This window comes from Nonomuraea insulae, from assembly GCF_042656245.1.
Genome location: NZ_JBHSPA010000025.1, coordinates 23110 through 40784 on the forward strand (window position 1 = coordinate 23110; position 17675 = coordinate 40784).

15 protein-coding genes and 1 pseudogene are annotated in these 17675 nt (G+C 70.8%); 10 read left to right on the forward strand and 6 right to left on the reverse strand.

The genetic code is table 11. The features are described 5' to 3' along the window. The first annotated feature begins 103 nt into the window (after positions 1 to 103). The gene (locus ACFPZ3_RS21175) at positions 104 to 631 is read left to right on the forward strand and encodes an RNA 2'-phosphotransferase (RefSeq protein WP_379515901.1); all 528 of its coding nucleotides are present in this window, start codon (positions 104 to 106) and stop codon (positions 629 to 631) included. Here the strand turns inward: ACFPZ3_RS21175 and ACFPZ3_RS21180 are convergent. From ACFPZ3_RS21180 to ACFPZ3_RS21190, 3 genes are all read right to left on the reverse strand, one after another. Continuing rightward, on the reverse strand, positions 619 to 2019 hold the full coding sequence (locus tag ACFPZ3_RS21180; protein ID WP_379515902.1) for a YcaO-like family protein: 1401 nt from the start codon (positions 2017 to 2019) through the stop codon (positions 619 to 621). The two genes, ACFPZ3_RS21175 and ACFPZ3_RS21180, sit on opposite strands and share 13 nt — an antisense overlap. Further along, entirely contained in the window at positions 2016 to 2141 is a 126-nt protein-coding gene (locus ACFPZ3_RS21185) for a hypothetical protein (RefSeq protein WP_379515903.1), read from the reverse strand. Before ACFPZ3_RS21185 ends, ACFPZ3_RS21180 begins: the two co-directional genes overlap by 4 nt. A 64-nt stretch (positions 2142 to 2205) precedes the next feature. Beyond that, positions 2206 to 2775, reverse strand: coding sequence for an NADAR family protein (locus ACFPZ3_RS21190; RefSeq protein ID WP_379515904.1), 570 nt, complete (start codon positions 2773 to 2775; stop codon positions 2206 to 2208). Positions 2776 to 3055: 280 nt separating this feature from the next. On the opposite strand from ACFPZ3_RS21190, the gene ACFPZ3_RS21195 reads away from it, so the two are divergent. The 4 genes from ACFPZ3_RS21195 (at position 3056) to ACFPZ3_RS21210 (ending at position 6678) form a co-directional block, all read left to right on the forward strand. Further along, positions 3056 to 3385 (forward strand): DUF3140 domain-containing protein, encoded by a 330-nt coding sequence (locus tag ACFPZ3_RS21195; protein ID WP_379515905.1) that lies wholly within the window; start codon positions 3056 to 3058, stop codon positions 3383 to 3385. A 234-nt stretch (positions 3386 to 3619) separates the two neighbouring features. Further along, entirely contained in the window at positions 3620 to 4969 is a 1350-nt protein-coding gene (locus ACFPZ3_RS21200) for a TrkH family potassium uptake protein (protein ID WP_379515906.1), read from the forward strand. After that, positions 4935 to 5624, forward strand: a complete 690-nt coding sequence (locus ACFPZ3_RS21205) for a potassium channel family protein (protein WP_379515907.1) — start codon at positions 4935 to 4937, stop codon at positions 5622 to 5624. The genes ACFPZ3_RS21200 and ACFPZ3_RS21205 overlap by 35 nt, the downstream gene beginning before the upstream one ends. A gap of 472 nt (positions 5625 to 6096) precedes the next feature. Next, entirely contained in the window at positions 6097 to 6678 is a 582-nt protein-coding gene (locus ACFPZ3_RS21210) for a TetR family transcriptional regulator (RefSeq protein ID WP_379515908.1), read from the forward strand. Positions 6679 to 6949: 271 nt separating this feature from the next. Here the strand turns inward: ACFPZ3_RS21210 and ACFPZ3_RS21215 are convergent, their stop codons facing one another. After that, entirely contained in the window at positions 6950 to 8557 is a 1608-nt protein-coding gene (locus tag ACFPZ3_RS21215) for a serine/threonine-protein kinase (RefSeq protein ID WP_379515909.1), read from the reverse strand. Then, complete coding sequence (locus ACFPZ3_RS21220; RefSeq protein ID WP_379515910.1) at positions 8557 to 10326, reverse strand: protein kinase domain-containing protein; 1770 nt, start codon at positions 10324 to 10326, stop codon at positions 8557 to 8559. The genes ACFPZ3_RS21215 and ACFPZ3_RS21220 overlap by 1 nt, the downstream gene beginning before the upstream one ends. 159 nt (positions 10327 to 10485) lie before the next feature. Between ACFPZ3_RS21220 and ACFPZ3_RS21225 the strand changes: the two genes are divergently transcribed. After that, a complete protein-coding gene (locus ACFPZ3_RS21225) occupies positions 10486 to 10929 on the forward strand; it encodes a CBS domain-containing protein (RefSeq protein WP_379515911.1) in 444 nt (147 codons plus the stop codon). A gap of 42 nt (positions 10930 to 10971) precedes the next feature. Here ACFPZ3_RS21225 and ACFPZ3_RS21230 read toward each other — a convergent pair whose 3' ends face one another. Then, the gene (locus tag ACFPZ3_RS21230; RefSeq protein ID WP_379515912.1) at positions 10972 to 11526 is read right to left on the reverse strand and encodes an AAA family ATPase; all 555 of its coding nucleotides are present in this window, start codon (positions 11524 to 11526) and stop codon (positions 10972 to 10974) included. Between the two features lie 417 nt (positions 11527 to 11943). Between ACFPZ3_RS21230 and ACFPZ3_RS21235 the strand changes: the two genes are divergently transcribed. The 4 genes and pseudogenes from ACFPZ3_RS21235 to ACFPZ3_RS21250 form a co-directional block, all read left to right on the forward strand. Then, a complete protein-coding gene (locus tag ACFPZ3_RS21235) occupies positions 11944 to 12564 on the forward strand; it encodes a TetR/AcrR family transcriptional regulator (RefSeq protein WP_379515913.1) in 621 nt (206 codons plus the stop codon). Between the two features lie 125 nt (positions 12565 to 12689). After that, positions 12690 to 14105 carry a DHA2 family efflux MFS transporter permease subunit gene (locus ACFPZ3_RS21240; protein WP_379515914.1) on the forward strand — a complete coding sequence of 472 codons (1416 nt, stop codon included), beginning with the start codon at positions 12690 to 12692 and terminating at the stop codon, positions 14103 to 14105. Between the two features lie 126 nt (positions 14106 to 14231). Next, positions 14232 to 14582 (forward strand): STAS domain-containing protein, encoded by a 351-nt coding sequence (locus tag ACFPZ3_RS21245; RefSeq protein WP_379515915.1) that lies wholly within the window; start codon positions 14232 to 14234, stop codon positions 14580 to 14582. 309 nt (positions 14583 to 14891) lie between these two features. Next, positions 14892 to 17660, forward strand: a pseudogene (locus ACFPZ3_RS21250) (response regulator); the annotation flags it as partial. Positions 17661 to 17675: the final 15 nt, after the last annotated feature.

Sequence of the window (17675 nt, forward strand, 5' to 3'; positions counted from 1 at the left end):
CCCCGTTCCGCCCGAGCCCCAACGACACACCAAGCCCCGTCCCTGATCCGGTTGGCGGCGCGGGCCCGGCACGGCACCATGGGTCGTGATGGATGAGCGGCGCATGACGCGCATTTCGAAATACCTCGCCCGGCACCTGCGGCACGATCCGCAGCGCATCGGTCTCACCCTCGACCCCGGTGGCTGGGTGCGGGTGGAGGAGTTGTTGCGGGCCGCGGGCGAGCACGGGTTCGCGATCACCGCGGAGGAGCTGCGGGAGGTCGTGGCGGCCAACGACAAGCGGCGCTACACGATCGACGACGGCCGCATCCGGGCCAGTCAGGGGCATTCGGTGCCGGTGGACCTCGGCCTGGCCGTGGTGGAGCCGCCCGAGATGCTCTATCACGGCACGGTGGGGCGGTTCATGGCGGCGATCAGGCAGGAGGGGCTGCGGCCGATGAGCCGGCACCACGTGCACCTGTCGCCCGACCGGCAGACGGCCACGCGGGTGGGGGCGCGGCGGGGCGTGCCCGTGGTGCTGGTGGTGGCGGCCGGGGTGATGCATGCCGACGGGCACACGTTCCTGCGCAGCGACAACGGCGTCTGGCTGGTGGATCACGTGCCGCCCGGCTATCTGCGCTACCCGTCCTGAGGGGATCCGCAGGCCGCGGCGGCGCGGGCACGGGCGCCGGGCAGGATGAGGTTGCCCTGGGTGATGAGCATGAAGCGCTCCAGGCCCGGCACATAGGTGTGCACGGCCACGATGTCACCTGGTAGTTCGGCCGCTATCCGGTGGTAGGGCCGATGGCCGGTGGCGGTCAGCAGCCTGGTCAGGTGGTCAAGGTGGGTGGCCGGGCCGTCGGGGGCCGGGCCTTCCGCGGGGAGCGGCGGGGCCTGGCGGGCGTGGGCCAGGTGCGGGGTGAGGTCGAAGTGGCCGCAGGCGTACAGGGCCGGATGCGGGGCCAGCCCGCGCAGGTCCACCCTTGGCACAGGGCCGGCGTGGGCGGCCGTGGCCAGGGCTGACTGCACCAGTTCGGCCAGGGCCCGCCAGGCGGCGTACGGGGCGAACAGGGACGCGCCCGCGCCGCGCCGGTGATCGCGCTCGGCGGTGGGCGGGCTGTAGGCCAGGTACGCGGGCACGCCCAGGTCGGTGGTGATGTCCAGCAGGTGGACCCGTGCGGCCAGCACCTCCTCGGCGCGGGCGTGGGCGGCGGCCAGCGAGGCGGGCAGGGTGGCGGGATCGACGACGGCCAGGCGGTGGCGGCGGGGCGGGGCCAGGAAGGCGCGGGCCAGCAGCAGTGAGAAGGCGTCGCGTTCGATGCTCTCGTTCAGCGCGTGGACCAGCGCCTCGGCCCTGCCGACACCGATCGCGGAGCCGCTGTTGCAGCTGTAGCGGGCCAGGCCCGCGTAGTCGCAGCCGTCGCCGGCGGCGTGGCGCAGCGCTGGGTCGTCGACGTAGTGCGGGGCCGACAGGGCCAGCGGCACCATCAGGGTCTCGGCCCCGCCCGGTGCCGGGCGCAGTGGCCGGTAGGCGTGGCAGGCGACGGGTGTGTCGCCCAGGCCGGCGAGCACGGTGGCGGCGGCCTCGCCGGCCACCGGCCCGGCCAGCAGGTCGGCGGCCCTGATCAGGTGGACGTGGGCGGGGTCGAAGCGGGCCGGGCCGGTCAGGTGGTGTTCCAGGGCTTCGTACAGCGCGCCGACGCGGGCGGCCTCGCCGTCGCCCTTGCCGCAGCCCCGGGCGGCCGTACCGTCACCCTTGCCGCAGCCCCGGGCGGCCTCGCCGTCGCCCTTGCCGCCGACGCGGGCGGCCGGCGCGGCCGGGTGGCCGCCGGTATGGCGCAGCTCGCACATCCAGGCGGTCGGATCGCCCCCGGCGCCCAGATCGGTCAGGTGCGCCGACAGCCCCAGATGGGTCAGCGCCTGGTATGCGCGGCGCTCGGCTTCGGCGAGGGGGACGGTGCGCTCACCGCCGTCGAGGGTGTGGGGGCCGGCTTGCTCCCACCCCCTCGGCGATCGGAAAGCCTGTTGGGGACGGCTCACGTGGTGTCACCGTCGGAAGGCAGCTGGTCGAGCTGCTGCTGCTCGGCTTCGGTCAGCGTCTGCTTGGGCAGGTCGAGCGTCTCCGACTTGGCCGCGTCAAGCAGGGGCGGCAGTATTCCCATCGTCACACCTCCTTGGACTTGGCTACCGAACGTAACGTAGCAGATACGTTCCGGCGCCCAGAGGTTATCGGCGGGCGAGGCGGGCGCGGGCGGCCATCAGGGCGAAACCGAGCAGGTTGAGACCCTTCCAGGTCGCCGGGGAGGCGGCGCGCTCGTTGTGGGCGGTCAGGCCGATGCCCCACACCCGGTCCTGCGGGCTCGCCTCCACCAGGACCCGGCCCGCGGTGCCGAGCAGGTAGTCGGCGAGTTGCGGGGTCTGCCCGAACTTGGCGGCGTTGCCGCGTACCACGATGTCGAAGCGGTGGGCGCCCCAGGTGGCCTCGTCGAAGCCGCGTACGGTGCGGCCGAGCTTCTTGGCCTCCCCCGGGTGCGACGCCGCGAGGATCTTGGCCGCGCGCTCGTCGTCCCCGAACGACCACGCCTTGTGCGCCATCATGTAGTGCTCGGCCGAGGCGTAGGTGTGCCCGTCCTCGGTGAAGGTCACCGGCCACCACTGGCTCAGGCAACCCGATCCCGGGCCGCCGTCGCGGGCGGGCTGGTGACCCCAGAAGAACAGGTACTTCAGGCGCCGGCCGGCCTGCTCGGCGGCGATGGCCTCGTCGACGGTCATGGGCAGGGGAAGCTCATCCGACATGTCCCCTACCGTGCCACATTCCCGGACGCCCTCCCGGAGACCTCGCCCAGCACCCGCACCCGCACCGGCACCGGCACCTCGGGTCGGGGCCGGCGGCGTCCGCTCCGGTAAAGAAACGCTTGCGGCGCCTGGGGCTGACCGTTCCTGGCTGCGGGTAGCTGCGGCGGGAGGCCGGACGCGCCGTGGCCGCACGTGGCCGCACGTGGCCGCACGTGGCCGCACGTGGCCGCAGCGGGAAGAAGGCCGTGCACAAGGCGTCGGCGCTGCGAAGGGGCGGCAAGTGAGCGAGGACAGGAAGACGGTCGCGGACGAGTTCGGCAAGGCCGTGAACATGACCGCGAAGGAACTGGAGCACTGGCTGGCCACCGACGAGTCGAAGTCCGTCGGCCAGAAGAGCGACGGCGGCGAGTCGGTGGGCCACGAGTCCGGCCGGAAGATCATCGCGCTGCTGCGCGGCGGGAAGGCGGACCGGTCGGACGGCGACTACGCCCACATGGCCAAGGTGATCGGCTACATCCACCGCCACCTGGCACAACGCCCCTCCGGCGACGTGACGGAGAGCCGGTGGCGCTACTCGCTCATGAACTGGGGCCACGACCCGCTCAAATGAGCCCGCACTCCCCCGGCCGTCAGGAAAGCGTGCTTTTCGCGTCAAGGAGGCGTAGGTGCGCTGGCGCCCACGGGGCCTGTTACGGTAGTGCGCGGTGCGCCGGGAAGTCTGGTCGGCATGAGGACTGCTGGTTGGCTGCTCGGGGGAGGCGTTCACAGTGTGTGGCCGTTGCTGTCACCGTTGTGACAGTCTTTCTGGGGCCCCGGCCGGGGGCCCCTGTCGCGAGGTGCGGTGATGGGCGTCCTGTCGTCGCTCTCGGCCCGCTTCCAGCATCCCGCCCAGGTCGTGGTGGCCGGATTCAGCCTGGCCGTCGCCGTCGGCACGGCGCTGCTCGCCCTGCCGATCTCCACCGCCACAGGCGAGTCCGCCGGCTGGGCGGCCGCGCTGTTCACCTCGACGTCCGCCGTGTGCGTGACGGGGCTGGCGATCGTGGACACCGAGTCGCACTGGTCGATGTTCGGCGAGATGGTGATCGCCGGGCTGGTCCAGGTGGGCGGCCTGGGGATCATGACGATGGCGACCGTGTTCACGCTGCTCGTCTCGCGCCGGTTAGGCCTGCGCGCCAGGATCGTGGTGCAGGCGGAGACCAAGACGCTGAGCATGAGCGACGTACGCCAGGTCATCCGCAAGGTCGTCCTGTTCAGCCTGTTCTGCGAGGCGGTCGCCGCCACCGTCCTCACCGCCCGCTTCATGATCGGGTACGGCGAGTCGTTCGCCGGCGCCCTCTACCTGGGCGTCTTCCACGCGATCAGCGCCTTCAACGACGCCGGGTTCGCGCTCTGGCCGGACAGCCTCATGCGGTTCGTGTCCGACGGCTGGATCTGCGTGACCGTCGCCCTCGCCAGCATCCTGAGCGGGCTCGGCTTCCCCGTGGTGTTCGAGCTGGCCCGCTCCTGGCGGCACCCGCGCAGGTGGACGATACTGACGAAGATCACCGTGGGTGTGACGGCGACCCTGCTGCTGCTCGGCACCCTGGCCTTCCTGACGATCGAGTGGCGCAACCCCAGGACGTTCGGGCCGCTCGACGATTCCGGCAAGCTGCTGGCCGCCTTCTTCGCCGCGGTCATGCCGCGCTCGGCCGGGTTCAACACCGTCGACATCTCCCAGATGTATCCGTCGAGCTGGCTCACGACCGACCTGCTGATGTTCATCGGCGGCGGGAGCGCGGGCACGGCCGGCGGCATCAAGGTGACCACGGTCGGGCTGCTGGCCTTCGTCGTGTGGGCCGAGCTGCGCGGCGAGAGCCGGGTGCACATCGGTCACCGCAGTCTGCCGGACACCGCGCAGCGGCAGGCGGTCACGATCACGGCTCTGGGGGTCGCGATCGTGGGCCTGGCCACCTACGCGTTGCTCGCCCTCACGCCGTACAGTCTCGACCAGGTGCTGTTCGAGGTCGTCGCGGCGTTCGGCACGGCCGGCCTGAGCACCGGCATCACCGCGAACCTCGGCACGGCCGGACACCTCCTGCTGGTCGTGCTCATGTTCATCGGCCGGATCGGCCCCCTCACCCTGGGTTCCGCCCTGGCCCTCAACAGGCGTACCCGGCACTATGAGCTACCCGAGGAGCGAGTCATCGTTGGTTGAGTACAAGCGCGACCCGGTGGTCGTCATCGGCATGGGCCGGTTCGGCACGTCGCTGGCCCTGGAACTCACCCGGCGCGGCACCGAGGTGCTGGCCATCGACCACCGGGCCAAGATCACCCAGAGCCTGGCGGGCCGCATCACCCAGATCGCGACCGCCGACGCCACGGACATGGAGGCGCTGCGCCAACTCGGCGTACCCGACTTCTACCAGGCCGTGGTGGCCGTCGGCGGCGACATCGAGGCCAGCATCCTGGCCACGTCCCTGCTGGCCGAGCTGGAGATCAACGACATCTGGGCCAAGGCCATCAGCATCCAGCACGGCCGCATCCTGAGCCGCATCGGCGCCCACCACGTCGTCTTCCCCGAGCACGACATGGGCGAGCGCGTGGCCCACCTGGTGAGCGGCCGCATGCTCGACTACATGCAGGTGGACGAGAACTTCGCCCTCGCCAAGACCAGCCCGCCCAAGGACTACGTGGGCGTCCCTCTCGGCCGCTCCAACCTGCGCCGCAAGTACGGCGTCACCATCGTGGCCGTCAAGCCGCCGGGCGAGGAGTTCACGTACGCCACGGCGGAGACGGAACTCTCCTACGGCGACATCGTCCTGGTCTCGGGCCGCACCGAACAAGTCGAACGCTTCGCCGAACTCCCATAGGCCGGCCGGATCGGCGTCCTGCTGGCGCCGGCGCGAGGTGGTCAGAAGGTCGGCGCGGCGAGCAGTCGCACCGCGGGCCACCGATTGCCGCCCTCGCCGACGTGACGAGCATGACCAGCGTGCCGGAGGTGCTGACGAACGGCTTGCCCGGGTGTGCCGGCGCCTGTCCGCGCACGCCAGACCGGTGACGGCGCTGTCCGCGCGTGCCAGACCGATGACGGCGCTGTCCGCGCACGCGAGACCACTGACGGTGTGGTCGGCGCATGCCAGACCGATGACGGTGTGATCGGCGCATGCCAGACCGATGACGGTGTGATCGGCCGCGACGATGTCTGGGCCGGTCAGGCCGGAACCACCGGCAACGAAGACATGCTGACGGTCTCTCATTCAACGTCAGTTACTGGTGCTACTTAGCGCCAGTAACTGACGCTACCGTAAGGCCAGCGACTGGCGCGTGCGGTAGCCTCGTGGGGTGCCACGGAGCGGAGCAGAAGCGCGCCGCCGCCTTCAGCAGGCGGCCCTGGAGCTGTACCGGGAACGCGGGTTCGACCAGACCACCACGGCCGAGATCGCCGCCAGGGCCGGCGTCAACGAGCGCACGTTCTTCCGGCACTTCCCCGACAAGCGCGAGGTGCTCTTCGATGGCGAAGCCGCCCTGCGCGCCGCCCTGGTACAGGCGGTGGCCGAAGCGCCCGATGGTCTGCAGCCGCTCGACATGCTGCTCCGCGCCTTCAGGAAAGCCGGGCGGATCCTTGAGGACAACCGCCCGTTCTCCGAGCCACGACTCGCGGTCATCGCCGTGACGCCGGCGCTGCGCGAACGCGAGCTGGCCAAGGCCGCGTCACTCACCGACGCCGCAGCCGAGGCGCTAGAGCAGCGCGGTGTCCCCGACCGGCTGGCCGGCCTGGCTGCTCAGGCCGGCTGGGCCGCCTTCCACCAAGCGGCCCAAGCCTGGATCGACGACCCCTCACAGAGTTTGGACGCACATCTCTCCCGAGCCTTCGACGACCTGCGCGCCCTCTCCGCGCCCGTCCCGCTGACGAAGGAAGGCTGATACGGCTTCGCCCGCGCGTCGCGACGAGCGCCGGCCGCCCCGCCGCCGAACGGTTCCAAGCCTGCTTCACCACCGCCCGCGGATCCTGGCGGAATCGTCCTGGCTGCGGCCGGAGGGTACGGCGAGCGACGGGGAGCTCGCCACCGACGGCACCCCGCCCCCGGCGAGACATATCGGCCTGGATCGACTGCAGAAGCCCGGTGAAGGTTCGACCGAGCGCGCGACGCCATGACGAATGCGGAGGCGGATCACTGGCATGACGGGCGAGTGATCACAGCTCGCAGATCGTGAACGACAGGGTCCTGGTGGCCTTGGCGTGCGTCAGCAGGCGGAAAACGATCGTGTGCTTGCCCGCAGGGAACGCGCCCATCGGGTTGCGCCGCAACAGGTCCGATCCGTTGGTCAGGAAGCCGGTCAGCCAGCCCTCGTCCTGGCCGTCCACGATCCAGCGGTAGCCGTACTCGATCTGCTTGCCGGAGGAGCCGGCCAGCCGGGCTACGGGGAAGGTGCTGGGCTGATAGCAATCCCCCGTCTTCATCCCGTCGAGCGTCACCGACACCAGGCGCACGTTCGCGCCGCCCGAGGTCTTCGTCGCCTTCGGCGCGGCGGTCGTCGGCGCGGCGGTCTGCGTCGGGGTCTGCTTCGGGGTGGTGGCCTTCGGGGTGGGCTGCCTGCGCGGGGTCGTGGTCTTCTTGGGGTGGCTGGTCGCGGTGGACGACGGCTTCTTCCCGGCCGTCCCCGGGGTGGTGGGTTCCGGCGTCCGGACGGGGGGCGGGGCCGCGCTGGTGGTGGTCTGCGGCATCAGCGTGATCGCGCCCGCGACCAGAGCACCTGACACCGCCAGCGCCCCGACTCCCATCAGCGCCGCTGTCCCCTTCCCGCGGCGCGGTGGACGCGTCGCGACAGGCGACGGAGCGGGACCAGACTGCGGGAACGGCGAGGACGCCATGGGCTGCGCGGACGGCATGGCCGGGCCGGACTGTGGGAACGGACCCGACTGCAGAGGCGGACCTGACTGCGGGAACGGGCCAGACTGCGGAGGCGGACCTGACTGCGGGAACGGACCGGACTGCGGGGGCGGGCTGGGCGGCGGGGGCGGTGGGGCCGGGCGGGCGCCGATCAGCCAGAGCAGGACGTCCTGCATGCTGGGGCGGGCCGCCGGGTTCTTGGCCAGGCAGGCCAGCACGATCGGGCAGAGCGCGCCGGGCAGGTCGCCGAGGTACGGCTCGTCGTGCAGGATGCGGCGGATCACGGCGGGCAGTGAGTCGTTGCCGAACGGCGGCGTACCGGTCGCGGCGAACACCATCACCGCGGCCCAGGCGAAGACGTCGGTGGCCGAGCCCACCGGCTCGCCCGCGAGCTGCTCAGGAGCCATGTACGAAGGCGTGCCGACGATGCTGCTCGTCACGGTCAGCGAGTGCCCCATCGCGCGGGCGATGCCGAAGTCGATGACGCGCGGGCCGTCGCGGCCCAACAGCACGTTGGCCGGTTTGAAGTCGCGGTGCACCACCCCGGCCCGGTGGATCGCGGCCAGCGCCGTCGCCGTCGCGACCGCCAGCCGCTGCAGGTCGGCTCCGGCGTGGCGGCCCGCCTGGTTGAGCGCGGGCCCCTCGACGTACTCGGTCACGATGTACGGCCGTCCGCCCAGCGAGGCGTCGAGCACCTGCGCGATACAGAACGGCTCCACCCGCCGCGCCGCCTCGACCTCCTTGGCGAAACGGTGATCACCGGTGTAGCCGTCCAGCAGCACCTTGACGGCCACCTGCTGCCCGCCGGGCGCCTCCCCCAGATACACCACGCCCTGGCCGCCCTCGCCCAGCCGCCCGAGCAGCCGGTACGGGCCGACGGCGGGCGGATCCTCGGGCTGGAGCGGGTCCATCACTCGGTCCCGACCGGGCAGATCCTGAAGGCCAGCGTCCGCGAGACCGTGCTGGGCGAGGTCAGGCGGAGCGTGACCCGGTGGGAGCCGTTCGGCTTGACCAGCGGGCCGACGACCTGCTGGGTGTGGCTCTCGGCGATGACGGACTGCGAACGCTCGACGACCTTGCCGTCCAGGATCCACTCGTAGTTGAACGTGGTGCGCAGCTTGGTGCCCTCGACCAGCCCGAAGATGTTGGACATGCCGATCTGGCAGTCCTCGGTGTTGGCCTTCCGCGCACCCTGGGCCCGTAGCGAGACGATCCGGAGCGTACCGCCGCCCGAGGAGGCGGTCCTGGTGGGCTTCACCGTCCGCTTGGGGGCGGCGGTGGTGGGCTCCTTCTTCGGCGAGGCCGTCGGTTCCTCGGGCGGTCGCGTGGTCTGCTTCCTGCTCGGGGTGGGGGACGGTGTGCGGGTACGTTTCGCGCGCTTGCGCGTGGGCGTCGGGCTGGGCTCCTTCGTCGTGGTGACGACGAGGGACTGCGAGGACGGGGCCGGGGCCTGGCTGCCCCAGACGTTCGAGACGCCCCAGGCGACACCGCTCGCGACCACCAGCGTCACAGCGCTGGCGACACCCGCGACCAGCCAGGTCCGTCCCGCACCACCACGCCCCGCACCGTGCCGGGGAGCCGTGGGCGGCCCATCGTGCCCATGCCAGGACCCAGCACCGCCACCGTAACCGGGCGCCCCCGAGTGAGAGCGCTGACCCCCGTAACCGGACGGCCCCGGGTGAGAGGAATGGGGCGCTTGTCCGCCATAGCTGGACGGCCCCAAGGGAGGAGGCTGACCACCGTAGCCGGACGCAGCCGAGGGAGAGGGCTGACCGCCGTAACCTGACGGTTCCGAGTGGGAGGCATGGGGCGCTTGGCCGAAGTCCTGGCCGCCGTGCGCAGCTGCCGGGTGGCCGCTCTGTTGCGGGCCGCCGTACCCGGATGCCGGGTGGCCGGCCTGCTGCGGGCCGCCGAGCAGGCGCAGCAGTACGTCCTGCATGCTCGGGCGGTTCGCCGGCTCCTTGGCCAGGCAGTGCAGGACGACCGTGCGCAACGGCTGTGGCAGGTCGCCGAGCTGCGGCTCGTTGTGCAGGATCCGGTTGATCACGGCCGGCAGGGTGTCCTCACCGAACGGCGGGCTCCCGGTCGCCGCGAACGCCATCACCGAGCCCCACGCGAACACGTCCACCGCCGGCCCGACCGGCGCTCCGGCGAGTTGCTCCGGCGCCATGTACGCAGGTGTCCCCATGATCCCGCTGGCCCCTGAAGGCCCCGCGTCGGCCGAGCGTGCGATGCCGAAGTCGATGACCCGCGGCCCGCCCTGCCCGAGCAGCACGTTCGCGGGCTTGAAGTCGCGGTGCACGATGCCCGCCTGGTGGATGGCCGCCAGCGCCGTCGCCGTCGCGACCGCCAGCCGCTGCAGGTCGGCCCCGGCGTGGCGGCCCGCCTGCTGCAGCGAGGGCCCTTCGACGTACTCGGTCACGATGTACGGCCGGCCGCTCACCGAGGCGTCGAGCACCTGCGCGATACAGAACGGCTCCACCCGCCGCGCCGCCTCGATCTCCTTGGCGAACCGCTCGTCGGCCCGCCCATCACGGAAGACCTTGACCGCGACCGGCCCGAAGTCAGATCGTTGCCCCAGGTAGACGACGCCTTGACCACCCGCGCCAAGGCGGCCGAGCAGCCGGTAGGGCCCCACGGCGGAGGGGTCGCCCTCCCGGAGCGGTTCGGCCTGCGGCATGACTCTCCCGTGACGGCAAAATATGGATCTTCAGCACCATAGCGGGAATGCCAGCATTTGGACGGAGCAATCCCCAGCATTGACCCCCTCTCCGGGCCACGCTCGGCGAGTGCGTCAGCCGGGATGGGAGTTGGCTAGGCTTGGGCGCGGAGGCCATTGATGCGCGCACGCGATCTCGCCGTCGAGTTCCCGACGGTCACCCTGGACACCCCGGCGCTGGAGGCGGCCAGGCTGCTGGCCGAAGGGGATCTGCCGGGGCTCATCCTGGTCGACGGGAGCGGGCGTCCGCTCAGCATCCTGCCCGGCACGCAGGTCTTGCGGCTGGCCGTGCCCGCATACTGCCAGGATGATCCGGCGCTGGCCCGGGTGGTGGACGAGGCCCACGCGGACCAGTTTCTGCACCGGCTCGGCGGCAAGACCGTACGGGAGTGCCTGCCGGAGCAGCCGCGCGAACTGCCGGTGACCGACCAGAAGGCGACGGTGCTGGAACTGGCGGCGCTGATGGCCCGTACGCGGAGCCCGCTGGTGGCGGTGGTGGACGAGGGCCGCCTGATCGGCGCCGTCACGCTCCAGTCCCTGCTCGACCACGCCCTCCAGCTCTGACGCCCGCACCCCGCTTCCTTCTCGGCCGCTGACAGGATGTACTCAGACGTCCGCGAGCTCAGAGATCGCCCTTCGGATCACGGTCACTCGTTCTGGCAGTGGTCCGGCGGGGATGTCGATGAGGTGGAAGCCGAATGTCCGGTAGGTCTCCTCGTGGAGGCGTTCGAACGTCAGCGAGTCCTCGAAACTGATCCGGCGTGCTTCGGTCGGTTCGCAGAAGCCGAGATTGCGTACGAAGAACACGTGCTGGTCATAGACCTGTTCTCGGGCGATCCGTTCGATCTCGGCGGACAGAGCGGTGGGAATCGGGTGTCCGACATAGACGCTGAGCGCGTGGGTGCAAACGGGCGATCGGTCGAAGAACTGTACGTGTGGCGGCGCAGTGGTGACGGGCCGCATCTGACGCTGTCGTTGCAAGGTGACGATCTTGTCGATGAAGGAAGGCCGCGCCCAGGGCTCGGCTACGCCGCGAGCCTGCTCGTCGGCGATCACCGCCGTGGCGGCCTCCTCGACCGTCGCGTATCCGAGGGCCGCCAGGCTTCGCAGGATCGTGGTCTTGCCGGATCCAGGAGTGCCGGTGAGGATGTAGCGCTTCATCGTCGTCTGGTCGCCTTTCTGATCGAACGCAGGAACGATCGTGGTCGTGGAACATGGAGGCCCCGCCGCATCACACGCGACTGATCCGTCGGGTCGTGATCACCTGGGCGGTACGCCACGAACGCCCGAGCGCAGGAAGATGCCCGAAGGGCAGAGATAAAGGAGAAACCCGGCGAGATTGACACCGAGGCCGCCGATCATGAACTCGGCCGACCCTCGGGGCGGGTTGAGCAACAAGATACCCCAACGTCTTCATCGGCACGAACCCGCCCGCGGGCGTCCCGTACGCGGCCCCGGACGACCTCGCCCGGATCTACTGGGACCTGCACACCAGCCGCGACCAGGCCGAACACGTCGTCACCGCCTGACGAGGGCAGTGGCGGGCAGGCGTCGTAGGGTGGTCATATGGTGAAGGCCGTGGCACGTCAGCCCGTACCCGCGCGGCGTGCGGACGCCGAGCGCAACATCGCCTCGATCCTGGAGGCCGGGACCAGGCTGCTCAGCGCCGATCCCGCCGCGAGCGTGGCGGACATCGCGAAGGCCGCCGGGGTGGGCCGCGTCACTCTTTACGGGCACTTCCCGTCGCGGGAGGCGCTGGTCGACGCGGTGCTCGATCACGCGGTGGACATCGCGGACGCCGTGCTGGAGGACGACTCGATCGACACGGCGCCCGCGCCCGAGGCCATGGCCGGGCTGTTGCGGTCCGCCTGGGAGGTGCTCGATCGGCACCGCCGCCTGTTCCTGGCCGCCGACCGGGTGCTGGCCACGGAGCGGATCAGAGAGCACCACGAGCGGCCGTTGCGGCGGGTGGAGCGGCTGATCGCGCGGGGGCAGCGGGAGGGCGACTTCCGGAGGGATCTGCCGCTGCCGTGGCTGGTGACCACGTTCTTCTCGATCATCCACAGTGCGGCGCAGGAGCGGGAGGCGGGCCGGCTGGCGCCGGAGCAGGTCGAGCAGGTGCTGGTCAGGACGATGTTGTCGCTCCTGTCGCCCGACGGAGGCCCGTCCACGCCGCCTCCGGCGAACCGCGGCGCCTAAGAGGGCGGCGCCCGATCCGGAACCGCATGCCGTAGGCCGACAAGCCGGCCTCCTTAAAAACCGTACCCCGGTACCGTTCATGCGTGTTAACTTGAACAGCAATGTTCGAGTTAAGGAGCTTTCGGATGACTCATACCGAGGCGCGCACCGGCGGATGGACAGTGCTGGTGCTGCTCTGCCTGGCGCAGTTCATGCTGATCGTCGACATCACCGTCGTCCAGGTCGCGCTGCCCACCATCGGCACCGACCTGGCGCTCGACCGGGAGTCGCTGACCTGGGTGGTGACCACGTACACGCTCTGTTTCGGCGGGCTGATGGTGCTCGGCGGCCGGCTGGCCGACGCGCTCGGCGCCCGCCGGACGCTGCTGGCCGGGCTCGGGCTGTTCACGGCGGCCTCGCTGGTGTGCGGGCTGGCCGGGAGCGGGGGCGTGCTCATCGCGGGACGGGCGCTGCAGGGGGTCGGCGCGGCACTGCTCTCACCCGCGGCGCTGTCCGTCATCACCACCGTCTTCCACGGCGAACGGCGCGGGCGGGCGCTCGGCGTGTGGGCCGCCATCGGCGGTACGGGTGCGGCGCTCGGCGTACTCCTCGGCGGCGTGCTGACCGCCGGGCCCGGGTGGGCCTGGGTGTTCTTCGTCAACGTGCCGATCGGGCTGGCGGTGCTGGCCGCCGTGCCGAGTGTGGTGCCGGCCGGGGTGCGGAGTGCGGCCGGACGGCGGGAGCGGCTCGACGTGCCCGGCGCCCTGGTCGTCACGCTGGCGACGGCGCTGCTGATCTACGGCCTGGTGACGGCGGGCGACGGCGGCTGGACGGCTTCTGGGACGGTGCTGCCGCTGCTCGGAGCGGTGCTCCTGTACGTGCTCTTCGTGGTGATCGAACGCTCGGCACGCTCGCCGCTCATGCGTGCCGAGACGCTCGCCCGGCGGCCGGTGATCTCCGGGACGTTCGTCATGCTGGTGGCCACCGGGCTGATGCTGGGCCTGTTCTTCCTCAGCTCGCTCTACCTGCAGCACGTGCTCAGGTTCAGCGCTCTGGAGACCGGGCTGCTCTTCCTGCCCGCGGCGGTGGCCATCACGATCGGCGCGCAGGCCGGCGGGCACCTCATCGGCAGGCTCGGCGGGCGACCGGTGGCGGTGGCGGCGTTCGTGGTGACGGCGGCGGGGGCGGGGCTGATGACGCGGATCTCGCCCGACGCCAGCGCCTACACCACGCTGCTGCCCGGCTTCGTGCTCGCCTCGCTGGGCATCGGCCCCGCCTTCGTGACGGCCACCACGACGACCATGGCGAACATTCCTCCAGGTGAGAACGGGGTCGCCTCCGGGGTCATCAACACCTTCCATGAACTGGGCGGCTCCATCGGTGTAGCCGTCGTGTCCACCGTGGCGGCGGCGAGTCTCGTGCCCGGGGCGGACGCCGGTGGGTTCGTGTCCGGGTTCACGTTGTGTGCCGTGGTGGCGGCGGTCGCGGGGGTGGTCGCGCTGGGGCTGGTGCCGCCGGGCAAGCCGGCGGGGACGTTCGTCGGTCACGGCCACGGCCACTGACGTGGCGGGCGCGGGGGACTGAGACAGCTCGGCCGGGAACGCGAAAAGCGGGATATCGCCGACGACTCTGGCGGTCTATTCTTCATTGATGGTCAAGTTCCGCCGGCGAAAGCGGTGAAGCCGTAGATGCCGCAATTGACGCTGGCGCACCAGCGCCTGCCCGGGGTGAGCGTGATCGCCGTGACCGGCGAGATGGACGCCACCAATCGAGGCCAACTCGAGAGTTATCTCCGCCGTGCCCGCACTCATCCCTCGGAAGGTCTGGTGTTCGACCTTTCGAGGGTGCCGTTCATGGACAGCTCGGGTCTGCACGTCCTGCTGATGTGCGCCACCGACTGCCTGAGGAACGGCGGCGCCGTCCACCTGGCGGCCGTGCAGCCCCTGCCCGCCCGCCTCTTCGAGGTGACGGGCGTGGTGGCGCACCTGCCGGTGTACGACACGGTCGATGCCGCCGTCTCCGCCGCGCTCAACTCCTAGGAACGCTCCATCCAGCGGCGGAGGATCCGAAACAACGGCGCCTCGCGCCACTCCGTTCCCAGAGGGCGCTCCAGCCTCATGCGCAATACATGAAACTTTCTCTCACAACGCCGTGTACGTGGCGTGATAGATAGATGACAACTTGCGGCTAGCGCGCGCGGTGGGCGTGCCCGGATAATCTCTGCGCTACCTGAGCAAAGACAGGGCGAGTACGGAGGACAGGTCATGAGCGACCCCACCGTCGGCACGTCCCGTTCGTCCGCGCGTGGCAAGCGCACCCGAGCCCCGTCGGCTCCGGATGAGGAGCCGGAGCTGCGGCGGCTGCTGGCCGGGCTGACGGCGGTCAGGGACGGCGACTTCCGCACCAGGCTCCCCTACGACGCCGACGGGCTGCTCGGGGAGATCGCCTCGGTCTTCAACGGCATGGTGGACCAGTTGTCCCTGTTCACCTCCGAGGTGACCCGGGTGGCACGGGAGGTCGGCACCGACGGGGTGCTGGGCGGCCAGGCCGACGTCGAGGGCGTGTCCGGCACCTGGAAGCAGCTGACCGAGAACGTCAACGAGCTGGCCGGCAACCTCACCCGCCAGGTCCGCGCCATCGCCGAGGTGACCAGCGCCGTCACCTCCGGTGACCTGACCCGATCCATCACCGTGGACGCCGAGGGCGAGCTGGCCGACCTCAAGGACAACATCAACTCGATGGTGAAGTCGTTGCGCGAGACGACCAGCGCCAACGAGCAGCAGGACTGGCTCAAGTCCAACCTGGCCCGCATGTCCGGCCTCATGCAGGGCCACCGCGACCTGGCCACCGTGGCCGAGCTGGTCATGAACGAGCTGGCGCCGCTGGTCGCCGCCCAGTACGGCGCCTTCTTCCTGGCCGAGGAGAGCGAGCTGCAGCTCATCAGCGCCTACGGCTACCCGGTGGACCCGGAGCGGCCGGCCCGGTTCAGGCTGGGCGAGGCGCTGATCGGGCAGGCGGCGCGCAGCCGCAGGACCATCGCCATGACCGACCTGCCGGCCGGCTACATCACGATCTCCTCCGGGCTCGGCCGCACCGACCCGACGTCGGTGATCGTGCTGCCGATCGTGGTGGAGGAGCAGGTGCTCGGGGTGATCGAGCTGGCCTCGGTGCAGATGTTCACGCCGGTGCACCGGGCCTTCCTCGACCAGCTCATGGAGACGATCGGGGTCAACCTGAACACGATCGTGGCCAACGCGCGTACCGATGAGTTGCTCAAGGAGTCGCAGCGGCTGGCCGTGGAGCTGCAGGCCCGCTCGGAGGAGCTCCAGCAGCAGCAGGAGGAGTTGCAGCGCTCCAACGCCGAGCTGGAGGAGAAGGCCACGCTGCTGGTCCGGCAGAACCAGGACATCGAGACCAAGAACCTGGAGATCGAGCAGGCCAGGCAGGAGCTGGAGGACCGGGCGCACCAGCTCTCGCTGGCCTCCTCCTACAAGAGCGAGTTCCTGGCCAACATGAGCCACGAGCTGCGCACCCCGCTCAACTCCCTGCTCATCCTCGCGCAGCTCCTGGCCCAGAACCACACGCGCAACCTGACGGCCAAGCAGGTCGAGTACGCCGGGATCATCCACTCGGCCGGCTCCGACCTGCTGCAGCTCATCAACGACATCCTCGACCTGTCCAAGGTCGAAGCGGGCAAGATGGACATCAACCCCGAATGGGTACGGCTGCGGCGGCTGCTGGACTACGTGGAGGCCACGTTCCGGCCGCTGACCGGGCAGAAGAGCCTCGACTTCCGCGTCACCACCGCGCCGGGGGTGCCCGCCGAGCTGCTCACCGACGACTCGCGGCTGCGCCAGGTGCTGCGCAACCTGCTGTCGAACGCGGTCAAGTTCACCGAGACGGGCAGCGTCGAGCTGCGCATCGAACCGGCCGCGCCGAACGAGCCGCCCGCCTCCGTACGCCCCAACGGCCCCGCGATCGCGCTGCGCGTCGTGGACACCGGGGTCGGCATCCCCGACCAGCAGCTTGAGGTGATCTTCGGCGCGTTCCAGCAGGCCGACGGCACCACGAGCCGCAAGTACGGCGGCACCGGGCTGGGCCTGTCGATCTGCCGCGAGATCGCCTACCTGCTGGGCGGCGCCATCACCGTGCAGAGCACGCCGGGGCAGGGCAGCGTGTTCACGCTCTACCTGCCGGTGGCGCGGCCCGGGTTCGAGCCGGGCGACAGCGCCGGCGTGGACGAGAACGGGGAACCCGGCCTCGTCGCCCTGATGGAGGCGCGGCGGCTGCTGGTGATCGAGGAGCGGCGGCACGGGCTGCTGTCGCTGGTGTCCGAGAGCGTGGTGGGCGATCTGACCGGGGCGCGCGATCTGCGCGGGTCCATGGAGGTCGTCACGGCGGCGGGCGCCGAGGAGGCCACCGGCCTGCTGGCGGTGGGGCCGTGCCACTGCGTGGTCCTGGACCTCGACATGCCCGATATGTCGGCATATCGGCTGCTGGAGTCCATGGACGGCGACGCGCGCCTCAACGGGGTGCCCGTGCTGGCGTACAACAACTGGCGCTCCCATCCGCAGCGGGAGGTGCACCTGGCCCACCAGCCGCTGGAGCTGCTGACCAGCCTCGACGAGCTACGCGAGCGCATCGCCCTGCACCTCACCGCCGACCAGCCGGGCGACGTGCTGCCCCTGGTCCGGGCCGAGACCATGGGGGCGGCGCAGGCGCGGGAGATCGACAACACGCTGGCCGGTCGCACGGTCCTGGTGGTGGACGACGACGCCCGCAACCTGTACGCGCTCACCAGCATGCTGGAGCTCCACGGCATCAACGTGCTGCACGCCGAGAACGGCCGCAAGGGCATCGACACGCTCACCGCCCACACCGAGACCGACCTGATCCTGATGGACGTCATGATGCCCGAGATGGATGGTTACACCGCGACCGAGACGATCAGGGCCATGCCGCAGTACGCCTCCCTGCCGATCATCGCCGTCACGGCCAAGGCGATGCCAGGCGACCAGGAGAAGAGCCTGGCGGCGGGGGCCACCGACTACGTGACCAAGCCGGTGGACGCCGACCATCTCATCGAACGCATCCAGCACTGGATGGACCTGTCCTGACGTTCGCTAGGAGCG

Excerpts from the sequence above, each read along its gene's own strand:
- ACFPZ3_RS21175 (WP_379515901.1), top strand. The coding sequence starts at position 104 with ATGACGCGCATTTCGAAATACCTCGCCCGGCACCTGCGGCACGATCCG.
- ACFPZ3_RS21190 (WP_379515904.1), bottom strand. The coding sequence starts at position 2,775 with ATGTCGGATGAGCTTCCCCTGCCCATGACCGTCGACGAGGCCATCGCC.
- ACFPZ3_RS21220 (WP_379515910.1), bottom strand. The coding sequence starts at position 10,326 with ATGCCGCAGGCCGAACCGCTCCGGGAGGGCGACCCCTCCGCCGTGGGG.
- ACFPZ3_RS21245 (WP_379515915.1), top strand. The coding sequence starts at position 14,232 with ATGCCGCAATTGACGCTGGCGCACCAGCGCCTGCCCGGGGTGAGCGTG.
- ACFPZ3_RS21225 (WP_379515911.1), top strand. The coding sequence starts at position 10,486 with ATGCGCGCACGCGATCTCGCCGTCGAGTTCCCGACGGTCACCCTGGAC.
- ACFPZ3_RS21230 (WP_379515912.1), bottom strand. The coding sequence starts at position 11,526 with ATGAAGCGCTACATCCTCACCGGCACTCCTGGATCCGGCAAGACCACG.
- ACFPZ3_RS21200 (WP_379515906.1), top strand. The coding sequence starts at position 3,620 with ATGGGCGTCCTGTCGTCGCTCTCGGCCCGCTTCCAGCATCCCGCCCAG.
- ACFPZ3_RS21185 (WP_379515903.1), bottom strand. The coding sequence starts at position 2,141 with ATGGGAATACTGCCGCCCCTGCTTGACGCGGCCAAGTCGGAGACGCTC.
- ACFPZ3_RS21215 (WP_379515909.1), bottom strand. The coding sequence starts at position 8,557 with ATGGACCCGCTCCAGCCCGAGGATCCGCCCGCCGTCGGCCCGTACCGG.
- ACFPZ3_RS21205 (WP_379515907.1), top strand. The coding sequence starts at position 4,935 with ATGAGCTACCCGAGGAGCGAGTCATCGTTGGTTGAGTACAAGCGCGAC.
- ACFPZ3_RS21240 (WP_379515914.1), top strand. The coding sequence starts at position 12,690 with ATGACTCATACCGAGGCGCGCACCGGCGGATGGACAGTGCTGGTGCTG.